This window comes from Streptomyces sp. (assembly GCF_019510245.1).
Classification (GTDB): domain Bacteria; phylum Actinomycetota; class Actinomycetes; order Streptomycetales; family Streptomycetaceae; genus Streptomyces.
In genome coordinates this window covers 100,683-113,734 of record NZ_JAEKKT010000119.1, presented here as the reverse complement: position 1 = coordinate 113,734, position 13,052 = coordinate 100,683, and the positions used below count along the sequence as shown (strand labels likewise).

General features: G+C 71.0%; 10 protein-coding genes and 1 pseudogene. All 11 read right to left on the bottom strand.

Going from position 1 to position 13,052, the window contains the following annotated elements:
- Positions 1-53 precede the first annotated feature (53 nt).
- The 11 genes and pseudogenes from JF597_RS10635 to hpnC all read right to left on the bottom strand — a co-directional run bounded on the left by JF597_RS10635 (position 54) and on the right by hpnC (position 12,968).
- Positions 54-1,439 (bottom strand): aspartate aminotransferase family protein, encoded by a 1,386-nt coding sequence (locus JF597_RS10635; RefSeq protein WP_293992191.1) that lies wholly within the window; start codon positions 1,437-1,439, stop codon positions 54-56.
- A complete protein-coding gene (gene dxs, locus JF597_RS10630; RefSeq protein ID WP_293992189.1) occupies positions 1,436-3,457 on the bottom strand; it encodes a 1-deoxy-D-xylulose-5-phosphate synthase in 2,022 nt (673 codons plus the stop codon). Before dxs ends, JF597_RS10635 begins: the two co-directional genes overlap by 4 nt.
- A 27-nt stretch (positions 3,458-3,484) precedes the next feature.
- Positions 3,485-4,642 carry a flavodoxin-dependent (E)-4-hydroxy-3-methylbut-2-enyl-diphosphate synthase gene (gene ispG / locus JF597_RS10625; protein ID WP_293992186.1) on the bottom strand — a complete coding sequence of 386 codons (1,158 nt, stop codon included), beginning with the start codon at positions 4,640-4,642 and terminating at the stop codon, positions 3,485-3,487.
- A 4-nt stretch (positions 4,643-4,646) separates the two neighbouring features.
- Entirely contained in the window at positions 4,647-5,669 is a 1,023-nt protein-coding gene (hpnH, locus tag JF597_RS10620) for an adenosyl-hopene transferase HpnH (RefSeq protein ID WP_181803030.1), read from the bottom strand.
- A gap of 5 nt (positions 5,670-5,674) precedes the next feature.
- Positions 5,675-6,316 (bottom strand): 1-hydroxy-2-methyl-2-butenyl 4-diphosphate reductase, encoded by a 642-nt coding sequence (locus tag JF597_RS10615; protein WP_293992181.1) that lies wholly within the window; start codon positions 6,314-6,316, stop codon positions 5,675-5,677.
- Entirely contained in the window at positions 6,316-8,307 is a 1,992-nt protein-coding gene (gene shc / locus JF597_RS10610; RefSeq protein ID WP_293992179.1) for a squalene--hopene cyclase, read from the bottom strand. The genes JF597_RS10615 and shc overlap by 1 nt, the downstream gene beginning before the upstream one ends.
- A gap of 117 nt (positions 8,308-8,424) precedes the next feature.
- Positions 8,425-9,498 (bottom strand): polyprenyl synthetase family protein, encoded by a 1,074-nt coding sequence (locus JF597_RS10605; RefSeq protein WP_293992177.1) that lies wholly within the window; start codon positions 9,496-9,498, stop codon positions 8,425-8,427.
- Between the two features lie 59 nt (positions 9,499-9,557).
- Positions 9,558-10,997 (bottom strand): annotated as a pseudogene (gene hpnE / locus JF597_RS10600) (hydroxysqualene dehydroxylase HpnE); the annotation flags it as partial.
- Complete coding sequence (locus tag JF597_RS55505; RefSeq protein ID WP_351490681.1) at positions 10,976-11,116, bottom strand: DUF6380 family protein; 141 nt, start codon at positions 11,114-11,116, stop codon at positions 10,976-10,978. The gene JF597_RS55505 and the pseudogene hpnE, both read right to left, overlap by 22 nt.
- Positions 11,116-12,069: a presqualene diphosphate synthase HpnD gene (gene hpnD / locus JF597_RS10595; RefSeq protein WP_293992174.1), complete on the bottom strand. Its 954-nt coding sequence runs from the start codon at positions 12,067-12,069 to the stop codon at positions 11,116-11,118. The genes JF597_RS55505 and hpnD overlap by 1 nt, the downstream gene beginning before the upstream one ends.
- Positions 12,066-12,968, bottom strand: a complete 903-nt coding sequence (hpnC, locus tag JF597_RS10590; RefSeq protein ID WP_293992172.1) for a squalene synthase HpnC — start codon at positions 12,966-12,968, stop codon at positions 12,066-12,068. Before hpnC ends, hpnD begins: the two co-directional genes overlap by 4 nt.
- Positions 12,969-13,052 lie beyond the last annotated feature (84 nt).

The following is a 13,052-nucleotide window of genomic DNA, read 5'->3' as shown; positions in this document are numbered from 1 at the left end:
TTTGCCTCCGAGGCAATTTTCTTGCCTCAGAGGCAAAGATCAGAGGCAAAAGGCTAGCGGTTGGCCACCGCCTGCTTGATCAGCGTCTTGCCGAAGTCCCACATCAGGCCGCCGCCGCTGTGGGCGTCGTCCATGACGTCCGTGAAGGCGTCCACGAACCGGTCCACGTCCGACTCGTCGACGGTCAGCGGCGGGATGAGCTTGATCACCTCCAGGTGGTCGCCGGACACCTGGGTGAGGATCCGGTGCCGTTGCAGCAGCGGTACGACGACCATCTGGGCGAACAGGCCCTTGCGGGCGGCCTGCAGCATGGTCCAGCGGCTGCGCAGCTTCAGCGAGCTGGGCCGTCCGAACTCGATGCCGATCATCAGGCCCCGGCCGCGGACCTCGGCGAGCAGCTCGTACTTGTCGGTGAGCGCGGCGAGCCGGGACTTGAGCTGCTCCCCCACGGCGCGGGAATGGGCGACGGTCTGTTCGTTCTCCATGACGGACAGCACGGCGAGCCCGGCGGCCATGGCCTGGGCGTTGGCGCCGAAGCTGGCCGAGTGGACCAGGACGCGGTCCATGGAGGAGTAGACCTTCTTGAAGATCCAGTCCTTGCCGAGGGTGGCGCCGACCGGGACGTACCCGCCGGAGAGCGCCTTCGCCACGCACACCAGGTCCGGCTCGACGCCGTCCTCGTGCTGGTAGGCGTAGAAGTCGCCGGTACGGCCGAGGCCGGTCTGCACCTCGTCGGCGATCAGCAGTGCCTTGTGCCTGTGCAGCAGCTCCTGTGCGGCGCGCAGATAGCCGGGCGGGGCCTCGTGCACGCCCTTGCCCTGGATCGGCTCGACGATCAGGGCGGCCACGTCGCCCTTCTTCAGCTCGCAGGCGAGCGCGTCGAGATCGCCGAGGGGGACGGCGGTGTCGGGCAGCAGCGGGGCGAAGCCGTCCCGGAAGCCGTCCTCGCCGTTGACCGACAGCGAGCCGGTGGTCAGGCCGTGGAAGGCGTGATCGCAATAGAGGACGCGCGGTCTGCCGGTGGCGAAGCGGGCGAACTTCAGGGCCGTCTCCACCGACTCGGTGCCGCTGTTGCCGAAGAACACCCGGTCCAGGTGCGGGCTGTGCGCGAGGAGCCGCTCGGCGAGCAGCCCGGGCAGCGGCTGGCAGTCGAAGCGGGTGAGGTCGGCCAGCTGGGCGTCCAGGACGTCGTGCAGGGCCTTGCGGACGACTGGGTGGTGGCGGCCCAGCCCCATCACCCCGAACCCGGCGAGCATGTCCAGGTAGTCGTTGCCGTCCGCGTCCCAGAAGTGCGCGCCCTCGGCCCGCTCGTAGAACTTGTCGAAGCCGATGGTGTGCAGCATGCGCGGGAGCTGGTGATTCAGGTACTTGCCGTGCAGCTCGTACCGCTCACCGCCACGCTCGGCCAGCAGCGCCCCGAGGTCGAACTCCGTACTCATTGCCTCTCCTTGTCAACACCCTCGGCATCAGCGCCCCTCAGGGGCGCGGGGCGCATCGATCTGCGGCTGCCGCCGCGGGGCGCGACCAGCCCGGACGGCGCCGCACCCGCCACACGACCCCCCGCGGCACTTCCGTAGGCACCGTCGGCACCCCGCACCGCGAGACTGGACCCGATCCGCCCCGCGATCTCCACCGGCGTCAACCCGATGTCGGCCAGCACCTCCCCCCGCTTCGCATGCGCCAGGAACTGCTCCGGAATCCCGAACCGCCGCACCGGCACGTCCACTTCCGCGTCACCGAGCGCGAGCGCCACCGCCGCGCCCACCCCGGCCGCCCGGCTGTTGTCCTCGACGACGGCCACCAGATCGTGCTGGGCCGCCAGGACCGGCAGCGCGGGATCCACGGGCTTGACCCAGCGGGGATCCACCACCGTGGAGTTGATGCCCCGGGCGGCCAGCAGCTCCGCGGCCTGGAGGCACACCGGCGCCATCACACCGACCGCGACCAGCAACACCCGCGCGTCCGTGGCGCGACGGAGCACATCCACCCCGCCGACCCGGTCCACCGCCGGGATCTCCGGCCCCACCGACTCCTTCGGGAACCGGACCAGTGTGGGCGCGTCGTCGACGGCGACCGCCTCCCGCAGCTGAAGCCGCAGCTGTTCGGCGTCGCGCGGGGCGGCGATCCTGAGGCCGGGGACGACCTGGAGGATCGACATGTCCCACATGCCGTTGTGGGAGGCGCCGTCGACCCCCGTGACGCCCGCCCGGTCCAGCACGAACGTCACCCCGCAGCGGTGCAGCGCCACGTCCATCAGCAGCTGGTCGAAGGCACGATTGAGGAACGTGGCGTACACGGCGACGACGGGGTGCAGCCCCCCGGTCGCCAGCCCCGCCGCGGACACCGCCGCGTGCTGCTCGGCGATGCCGACGTCCCAGACCCGGTCCGGGAAGCGCTCGGCGAACCGGCCGAGGCCGACCGGGTGCAGCATGGCCGCGGTGATCGCCACGACGTCGTCCCGCTCCTCGCCGATCCGGACGATCTCGTCACCGAACACCGAGGTCCAGGAGGGCCCGTTGGACGGCGTGAGCGGCTCGCAGGTGAGCGGGTCCATCACGCCGACGGTGTGGAAGTGGTCCTCCTCGTGGGCGAGCGCGGGCTCGTAGCCGCGCCCCTTCTCCGTGAGGCAGTGCACGAGCACCGGCCCGTGGAAACGTTTCGCGCGCCGGAGCGCCGACTCGACGGCCTTGATGTCGTGGCCGTCGATCGGGCCGACGTACTTGAGGCCCAGGTCCTCGAACATGCCCTGCGGGGCGAAGGCGTCCTTGAAGCCCTTCTTGGCGCCGTGCAGGGACTCGTAGATGGTGGTGCCCACGAGCGGGGTGCGCAGGAGCACGTCCTTGCCCCAGGCCAGCACCTGCTCGTAGCTGTCCGTCGTCCGCAGCGTGGCGAGGTGGTTGGCGAGGCCGCCGATGGTGGGCGCGTAGGACCGCTCGTTGTCGTTGACGACGATGATCAGCGGCCGGTCCTTGGCGGCCGCGATGTTGTTGAGCGCCTCCCAGGCCATCCCGCCGGTCAGCGCGCCGTCGCCGATCACCGCGACGACATGGCCCTTCTCCCCCTGCACCTGGCGGGCCTTGGCGAGGCCGTCGGCCCAGCCCAGCGCGGTGGAGGCGTGGCTGTTCTCGATGACGTCGTGCTCGGACTCCTCGCGCGAGGGGTATCCGGACAGGCCGCCCTTGCCGCGCAGCTTGGAGAAGTCCTGACGGCCGGTCAGCAGCTTGTGGACGTAGCTCTGGTGGCCGGTGTCCCAGAGGATGCGGTCGGCCGGGGACTCGAAGACCCGGTGCAGCGCGACGGTCAGCTCCACGACGCCCAGGTTGGGCCCGAGGTGGCCGCCGGTCCTGGCGACCGCGCGCACCAGGAACTCGCGTATTTCTTCGGACAGTTCGCCGAGTTCTGCCTCGGACAGCGCCTTCAGGTCGCGTGGTCCCCGGATGGTCTCCAGAATCGTCACGCTCGGCCCCCTCTCGGTCCGTGCTGTTCAGCTCACCGTGACGGCGGGTGCTCCGGACCCGGCGCCGTCCTGCTCCATCTGCTCGGCGATCTTCATCGCTTCCTCGATGAGGGTCTCCACGATCTTCGACTCGGGCACGGTCTTGATGACCTCGCCCTTGACGAAGATCTGCCCCTTGCCGTTGCCGGAGGCGACGCCGAGGTCGGCCTCCCGTGCCTCGCCGGGGCCGTTGACCACGCACCCCATGACGGCGACGCGCAGCGGCACCTCCATGCCCTCCAGGCCTGCCGTCACCTCGTCCGCCAGCTTGTAGACGTCGACCTGGGCGCGCCCGCAGGACGGGCAGGAGACGATCTCCAGGCGCCGCTGCCTGAGGTTCAGCGACTCCAGGATCTGGATGCCGACCTTGACCTCCTCGGCGGGCGGGGCGGACAGCGAGACGCGGATCGTGTCACCGATGCCCTGCGAGAGCAACGCCCCGAAGGCGACGGCCGACTTGATCGTGCCCTGGAAGGCCGGGCCGGCCTCGGTGACGCCGAGGTGCAGCGGGTAGTCGCACTGGGCGGCCAGCTGCCGGTACGCCTCGACCATCACGACCGGGTCGTTGTGCTTGACGGAGATCTTGATGTCCCGGAAGTCGTGCTCCTCGAAGAGCGAGGCCTCCCACAGAGCGCTCTCCACCAACGCCTCGGGGGTCGCCCTGCCGTGCTTCTCGAGGAGCCGGCGGTCGAGCGAGCCCGCGTTGACGCCGATGCGGATCGGGGTCCCGTGGTCCTTGGCGGCCCGCGCGATCTCCCGTACCTGGTCGTCGAACTTCTTGATGTTGCCGGGGTTCACCCGGACCGCGGCGCACCCGGCCTCGATGGCCGCGAAGACGTACTTCGGCTGAAAGTGGATGTCCGCGATCACCGGGATCTGCGACTTCCGCGCGATCGTCGCCAGGGCGTCCGCGTCGTCCTGCGTGGGGCAGGCGACGCGGACGATCTGGCAGCCGGACGCGGTGAGTTCGGCGATCTGCTGGAGGGTGGCGCCGATGTCGGAGGTGCGGGTCGTGGTCATCGACTGCACCGACACCGGGGCGCCACCGCCGACGGCGACCGGCCCGACGTGGATCTGCCGCGAGACCCGCCGTTCGGCGATCGGCCGCGCCGGGACCTCGGGGAGGCCCAGGGGGATTGCGGTCATGCCGTCACTCCCGGTTCCCGGAGACCGTCTCGCGCATGGCGCGCAGCGACTCCTTGAGCGATCCCATGGTGGCGAGGACGGCGGTGGGCTCGTAGCCGCAGTGGGCCATGCAGTTGGCGCAGCGCGGGTCCTTGCCGCGGCCGTACTTGTCCCAGTCGGTCTTCTCGATGAGTTCGCGGTACGTCGGCACGTACCCGTCGCTCATCAGGTAGCAGGGGCGCTGCCAGCCGAAGAGCGAGTAGTTCGGGATCGCCCAGGCCGTGCACGGGAAGTCGACCTTGCCCTCCAGGAAGTCCAGGAAGAGCGGGGAGTGGTTGAGCCGCCACTTCTTGCGGTTGCCGCCCGCGAAGGCCTTCTTGAAGAGCTCGCGGGTCTGCTCCACGCCGAGGAAGTGCTCCTGGTCGGGGGCCTTCTCGTAGGCGTAGGCGGGCGAGATCATCATCTCGTCGACCTTGAGGTCGTCGTTGAGGAAGTTGAGCACCTCGATGATGGTCTGCGGGGTGTCCGTGTTGAAGAAGGTCGAGTTGGTGGTCACCCGGAAGCCGCGCCGCTTGGCCTCCTTGATGGCCTCCACCGCCTCGTCGAACACGCCTTCCTTCGCAACGGACTCGTCGTGCCGCTCGCGCAGCCCGTCGATGTGCACCGCGAAGGCGAAGTAGGGCGAGGGCGTGAACTTGTCCATCTTCTTGCGCAGCAGCATCGCGTTGGTGCACAGGAAGACGTACTTCCGCTTCGCCACCAGCTGCCGCACGATCTCGTCGATCTGAGGATGCATCAGGGGTTCGCCGCCCGCGATGGACACCATCGGCGCACCGGACTCCAGCACCGCCCCGACCGCCTGCGCGACCGGCATGCGCTGCTTCAACACCCCCGCCGGGTGCTGGATCTTGCCACAGCCCTCACATTTCAGGTTGCACGCGAAGAGGGGTTCCAGCTCCACGATCAACGGGAACTTGTCCCGCTTGCGGAGCTTCTGTTCAGCCAAGTAAGTAGCGACCTTGATCGACTGACGCAGCGGCATGGCCATCTGGCTCACCTCCGGGGGAGCAGCAAAGAACGGTGCCATTCGAAGAAAGCTGGAAGAACGGATCGAAGAACGCGGAAAGCAGATATTCCACCGCGTACCGTGCCGATCCGGACGAGTTCATGTTCAGGAGCGTCCACGACCACCCTGACGGCCGCAACCGGGCGCTCGCCCGCGTGCACGGCGCTCAGAAGCGTGGCCGCCGATTCCATGTCGACCGCGATTGCGCCGGTCGCGAGCAGATCCGATCGCTCGTGACCGCGGACGACGTGATCGGAGCCGGTGACGGGTCCGGTGTGGACCGTGCGGCCGGGCAGGGTCCGTACGAGTTCCTTCACGAGGAGTTCGGTGCCCACGCACGGGACGCTGCCGCGGGGGTCCCGGGTCTCCTCGGCGACGACCAGGTCGCCGGGGTGCATGCCGGGGGCGAGTCCCGCGCAGAAGCCCGTCGCCAGGACAGCGGCACCGGCCAGCGCGGGGTCGGCCAGGACCCGGGTGACGGACCGTTCCGCCGCCCTGGGGCCCATGCCGGTGCGCAGCACGGTGACCGGCCCGCCCGAGCCGCCCCGTTCGCCGGCGCGCAGGGCGAGGTGCTCGATGCCGAGTGCGCAGGCGATCAGCAGCGGGGCCGGCGCGGGCGTGGCGCTCATCAGTCCCCCTCTGCCTCGGGGGTGGGCTCGCCGTGCACGTAGCGGCCGAGCGCGGTGAGCGGGAAGACCTGCCGGTAGAGGTGGTAGTTGATGGAGAAGTCCCAGGGGAAGCCGGTACCGGTGAAGTAGGGCTCGTCCCAGGAGCCGTCCTCGCGCTGGGTCTCAGCGAGCCACCGGACGCCCCGCTCGACGGCCTTGGTGTCCTTCTCCCCCGCCGCGAGCAGCGCCATCAGCGCCCACGCCGTCTGGGAGGCGGTGGAGGCACCGCGCCCGCTCCATTCGCCGGCGTACTTGTAGGAGCGCAGGTCCTCACCCCAGCCGCCGTCCTCGTTCTGGACCTGCTCCAGCCAGGTGACCGCACGCCGGATCGCCGGGTGCGAGGCGGGCAGGCCGGCGGCCGTGAGCGCGGGCACCACTGACCCGGTGCCGTACACGTAGTTCACGCCCCAGCGGCCGAACCACGAACCGTTGGGCTCCTGTTCGGCGAGCAGCCACTCGATGCCGCGCCGGGTGCGCGGATCGTGGGACATGCCCTCGAAGGCGAGCATCTCCACGACGTGCGCGGTGACGTCGGCCGACGGCGGGTCGATGACCTCGCCGAAGTCGCAGAACGGCAGCCGGTTGGGGAACGGGCTGGTGTTGTCGACGTCGAAGGCGCCCCAGGCGCCGTTCTTCGACTGCATGCCGAGGTTCCAGCGCACCCCGCGCCCGATCGCCTTCTCCAGCCGCTCGGGGTCGTGGTGCCTGACCCGGCGCAGCGCGAGGACCACCTCGGCGGTGTCGTCGATGTCGGGGTAGTTGTCGTTGTGGAACTCGAACGCCCAGCCGCCCGGCGGGAGCTGGGGCCGCTTCACCGCCCAGTCGCCGGGGCGGACGATCTGCTCGCCGAGCATCCAGTCGGCGGCCTTGACGAGCTGCGGATGGTCGGCGGGCACTCCGGCGTCGGCGAGGGCGATGGTGGCCAGGCAGGTGTCCCACACCGGGGACTGACAGGCCTCGATCATCCGGGCGCCGTCCTCGCGCCACACGGCGTAACGATCCAGCGATTCCAACCCCGCGCGCATCACGGGGTGTTCGAGGTCGTACCCGAGCAGGTACAGCGCGATCACCGAGTAGACGGCCGGGGGCTGGATGCCGCCCCAGGCGCCGTCGTTCTCCTGGCGCTCGACGATCCAGCGGGCGGCGGACTTCAGCGCGGAGCCGCGCAGCCGTCCCAGCGCGACCCTGCGGTAGCCGCGGACAACCTTGTCGAGCCGCTGGAAGACGCCCTCCCAACTCACCACCGGGGCGAGGGGCTGCGGCGGGTTGGGGTTGGCCGGGTCGGTGTGGAGCTCGTCCAGCGGGAAGGGGGCCGGGCGCACCGGGCGCTTGGCCGAGACCACCGTGAGCGGCACGATGGTCTGCCGGGCCCACTGGCCGAAGTTGTAGATGCTGAGCGGGAACCACTTGGGGAAGTACAGGAGTTCCGGTGGGAGTTCGGGCAGGTCCTCCCACTTCCACCAGCCGAACAGCGCCAGCCAGATCCTGGTGAAGACCCGGGCGGCGGCGATCCCGCCGCGCTCGCGGATCCAGGCCGAGGCCTTCGCCATGTGCGGCGCGTCCGGCGCGTCCCCGGCCAGCCGCAGGGCGACGTAGGCCTCGATGGTGGTGGAGAGTTCGCCGGGGCCGCCGTAGAAGGTGGCCCAAGTGCCGTCCTCGCGCTGTTCGCCCCGGATGAAGAGGGCGGCGGCGGCGGTCGTGGACTCGTCGCGGATGCCCAGGAACTGACGGAGCAACAGGTCCTCGGCGTCCATGGTGACGTTGGTCTCCAGGTCGCCCTTCCACCAGCCCTGGGCGTCCTGCTGGGCGAGCAGATGGTCGGTGGCACGCCGGACAGCGCGTTCGGCGGCTTCTTGTACCCCGGCCGCCACGGGGGTGGTGAGTTCGGTGCTGGCCGAGTCGGCCCGGGGCGGCAGGGTGGCCCCGGTGCTTCCGTCGGTCGTCGCTGTCATGGCTTCCCCTTCGTGCAGTCGTGCGAAATCGTTCTGCTGTGGGTCCGCCGTCGGCCGGTACTGGTTGCGCGTTCGCGCCGGCCGGCGACTACGCGAGGACTGTTCGACCAATAATGATCATCTCTTTCGTACGACGACGAAGTCCGCGAGCGCCGTGAACTGTGCCCGTACCCGGTCGGGCATGTCGACGGCGTGCAGGGCCTCGATGGCGATGGTGTGCTGACGACGCGCCTCTTCGGCGGTCCACTCGCGGCCGCCGGCCTCCTCGATGAGGGCGGCGCGGGCGGCGAACTCCTCCTCGGAGAAGTTCTCGAAGTCGCTGCTCTTGGCGTCGGCGGCGAGGATCTCGCCGAGCCGCTCGGAGGCGGGCCCGCCCGCGGCGAGCGCAGCGACGACCGGCAGGGACTTCTTGCGCTGGCGCAGGTCGCTCCAGGTCTGCTTGCCGGTGGACTCCGGGTCGCCCCAGATGCCGAGCAGGTCGTCGACGGCCTGGAAGGCGAGGCCGAGGTGGTAGCCGTACTTCTCCAGAGTGTCGGCCGTGCGGTCGTCGGCGCCGCCGAGCACCGCGCCGATGGAGCTGGAGGCGGCGAGCAGCGCGCCGGTCTTGTTGCCCTCCATCTCCAGGCACTCCTCGACACTGACCCGGTCGCGGTGCTCGTAGGAGATGTCCTGGGCCTGGCCGTCGATCAGGGCGCGGGTGGCGGTGGTGATCCGGCGGGTGGCGCGGCCGGCCTCGACGGTGCCGAGTTCGAGCAGCACCTCGTTGGCGAGGGCGAACAGGGCGTCGCCGACCAGGATGGCCTGGGCGGGACCGTGCACCTTCCAGACGGTGTCGCGGTGCCGGCGCTGTTCGTCGCCGTCCATCAGGTCGTCGTGCAGCAGGGAGAAGTTGTGGACGAGCTCGACGGCGACGGCGCCGGGGATGCCGACCTCGGGCGCGGCGCCGGTGACCTCGGCGGAGAGCACGGCGAGCGCGGGGCGTACGGCCTTGCCGCCGTCGCCGTCGGCGGGGTTGCCCTCGGCGTCGATCCAGCCGAAGTGGTAGGCGGCCACGGTGTCCATGGGGGAGGCCAGGCGGTCGACGGCCGCCCGCAGTACCGGTGTGGCAAGGGTCCGGCCGCGCTCCAGGAGCGCGGTCACGTCCACTGCGGTCTCTCGAGCGCCCTTCGAGGCCGGGGGCACAGTGGGCACAGTTTCTCCTCTTGTTGCGGTACTGGGGGTGCGGAGGCCTGCCGCCTGCTGATCGAGCGTCACGCCGCCTCCTCGAACTCGAAGAGGTGACGGGGGCGGGGCCGGCCCAGGGTGCGCAACGCGGCGTCGGCCGCGCTGACACCGCTGCGGACCGCACTCTCCATGGTCGCGGGCCACCCGGTGGCGGTCCACGCTCCGGCCAGGTAGAGGCCGGGTGCCTTGGTGCGGGCGCCGGGCCGCAGCCGCCCGACGCCGGGGGTGGGGGCGAACGTCGCGGTGCGCTCCCGGGTCACGAAGAAGTCCTCCACCCCGGCGCCGCGCGCACCGGGCAACAGCCGTTCCAGCTCGGGCAGGTAGCGCTCGCGCAGCTCGGCCACGGGCATGTCGATCTCGTCCTCGGCGGCCGACTGGGACAGCGCGAGGTACTGTCCCGTCCGCAGCCCGGAGGCGTGGGTGCGGTCGAACACCCACTGGACGGGGGTGCCGAGAGCCGCGAAGAACGGCTTGGTGAGCACCCTGCGGTCGTACACCACATGGACGTTGAGGATCGGCGCGGTGCCGATCTCCAGCAGGTTTTCCGGAGCGTCCAGGGCACCGGAAGGCAGCAGGTCGTAGGCCTCGCGCTGGGCGACGGCGAGCACGACGGTGTCGGCGGTCAGCGTCTCGCCGGGAACCTGAACGCTCCAAGTCCCGTTCTCGTTAGTGGAGACGGAGGTGACGCGTGTACGGACCTCGGTACGCACGCCCGCGGAGTCGAGCGCCTTGCGGGCCAGCCGGTCGTGCAGTTCGCCCAGCGGCACATGGGCCCAGCCGATGTCGGCCGCGCCCGGGTCGGAGAGCAGACCGGTCTTGAACACCATCGCGGCGAGCCCCAGCGAGGCGTCGCCCGCGACCGCGTTGAGGGTGGCGACCCCGACCAGGTCCCACAGGGCCTCGACGGCACGCGCCGACTGGCCGTGGGCGGCCAGCCAGCTGCCGAAGTCCTGTGCGTCCAGGCTCGGATCGGCGAGGTCGAGTCCCTTGAGCGCGAGCGCGGCACGCCCCACCCTGGCCCGCTCGGCGAGCGAGAGGTGCGGATAGGCGGCCAGGCTGCGCCCCAGGTGAAGGGGGACCGGCAGCGGGTCGCGCCGCAGCCTGCCCAGGCGCCGCCCCTCCGGCTTGGCGAGGTCGAGGACGGGTACGTCGAGGCGGTCCTGCAGTGGTGCCAGCGCGGTGCCCTCGATGCGGTCGAGGAACCAGCGGTAGGCGGTGCAGCAACGCAGGTACACGTGCTGGCCGTTGTCCACGGTCAGGTCGCCGCGCCGGAAGGAGAAGGCGAGCCCGCCCAGCCTCGGCCTGCCTTCGAGAAGGGTGACGCGCACCCCCGCGTCGGCGAGCGCGAGCGCGGCCGTGACACCCGCGAGGCCGCCGCCGATCACGACGGCGGTGCGCCCGGACGGGATGTCGTCGTGCCTCCGCTCGGATCGCGTGCCGTCGGTCATCGTGCTTCCTCCCCTGCCCGCCCGCCGTGCCGGTGGAGCGGGGCAGGTCGGGCCGTCGCAGTCAGGGACGCCACGCCGTGCCGGAGGGTTGCCTGCCGTTTCTCTCCGGTGGAGTCACCTTGGCCCACTTTGTCCATCAGGCGCGCCTCCTGACGGCCAGGCGGGAGGTGTGGCGCCGGGTGTCGAGCCCGGACAGACCGCGCACGGCGACGTACGCCTTCTCGCGTCCGGGCAGCGAGACCCGGCCGCGCAGCACCGCCTCCGGCTCGCGCTCGATGCGGTCGAGGAGGCGGCGGTAGATGCCGGCCATGGCGGCGACACAGGCGCCGCTGCGCCGGTCGAGCATGGGCAGCAGTCGGTAGCCCTCGGCGAAAAGGGCACGGGCGCGCCGTACTTCGAAGTGCACGAGCCCCGCGAAGTCGGAGCCCTCCGGCGGGGTCGGCCCGTTGAACCCGGCGGAGCAGCCGAACTTGGCGAGGTCGTCGGAGGGCAGGTAGGTACGGCCGTTGCCGGCGTCCTCGCGGACGTCTCTGAGGATGTTGGTGAGCTGGAGCGCGAGCCCGAGCGTGTCGGCATACTCGGGCGCGCGCTCGGCGCCGCGCGCCCCCGGTTCCGTACCGAACACCCCGAGCGAGAGCCGGCCGATGGCGCCGGCCACACACCGGCAGTAGACCTTGAGGTCGTCCCAGGTCTCGTAGGTCTCGCCGCGGACGTCCATGAGGACGCCGTCGATCAGCTCGTCCAGGCCGCCCAGCGGGATCGGGAAGACCTGGGCGGCATGGGCGAGGGCGACCGCGACCGGGTCGGTGTCGTCCTCGGCGACCGCACCGTCCTGGACCCGGGCGAGCAGCGCCCGGGTGTCCTCCAGGCGGGCCGCCTTCACGTCGGCCGCCAGCTCGCCGTCGCCGATGTCGTCGACACGCCGGGAGAAGGCGTAGAGCGCCGACATGGCGCGCCGCTTGGGCGCCGGGAGCAGCCGGATGCCGTAGGCGAAGTTCCGTGCCTGCTGTCCGGTGACCGTCTCGCAGTAGCTGTAGGCGGCGAGTACCGGTGCGGACACGTGTGTGGGAGAGTCCACGGTCCGGATCACCCCTCTCCTCGCAGAGTCACGCCCACCTCACGCAGCAACCGGCCCTTGCCGGGCTTGGGCGGGCCGGGAAGTACGTCGTATTCGGCGGCAGCGATCGCGTGGACCGCCGCCCTTCCCCCCGCCACGAACCCCGCAAGCAGCAGCTTCAACCTGCCGTGGACGCTACCCACAAGGGGGGCGCCTTCATTCAGGAGATCGCGGGCGCGTTGCGCTTCGTATGCAACCAGTGCACGCACCGATGCGCCCGCGGTTTTCCTGGCGAGATCCGCCTCCTGGACGTGAAAGCGCTTCATGTCCTCGGCGGGCAGATAGATCCGGTCGCGGCCGAGGTCCTCGGCCACGTCCTGGAGGTGTTCGACGATCTGGAGTGCGGTGCAGATCGAGTCGGAGAGCCGGATCCGCTCGGGGGTCGAGGTTCCGGTGACGGCGAGGACCAGGCGGCCGACGGGGTTGGCGGACAGCTCACAGTAGGCGAGGAGGTCGTCGTAGGTCTCGTACCGCTTGACGAGCTGGTCCTGGCGGTTGGCGGCGATCAGCCCGAGGAACGGCTCGGGGGCCAGTCCGCGGCGGCGGACCGTGGGCTGGAGGCGGCGCAGCAGGGGGTGGTGCGGGGTGGCGTCGAAGACGCGGTGCAGGTCGGCCTCGAAGGCGTCGAGCAGGACCAGGCGGTCCTCGGCCTGCGCCGGGGAGACTCCGAGGAGGCGGGCGTCGGCGCCGCCGGGGGCCAGGTCGCCGTCGCCGATGTCGTCGACGAGGCGGGCGAAGCCGTACACCGCCGTCAGGTCGGCGCGCCAGGCTTTCGGCAGGAAGAAGGGGGCCACGGGGAAGTTCTCGTCCGCGGCCTTGTCCAGGGTGCCGCGCTCCGGGTCTCCGGTGCGCGCCGGGCCGGTTGCCGTCACCGTTCGCTGCCCGGGGCGGGGGCGGGGACGGCGCGGCCTGCGTTGAGCTGGGGAGTTTCCGTAGCCATTGCCGTCACATCTCCC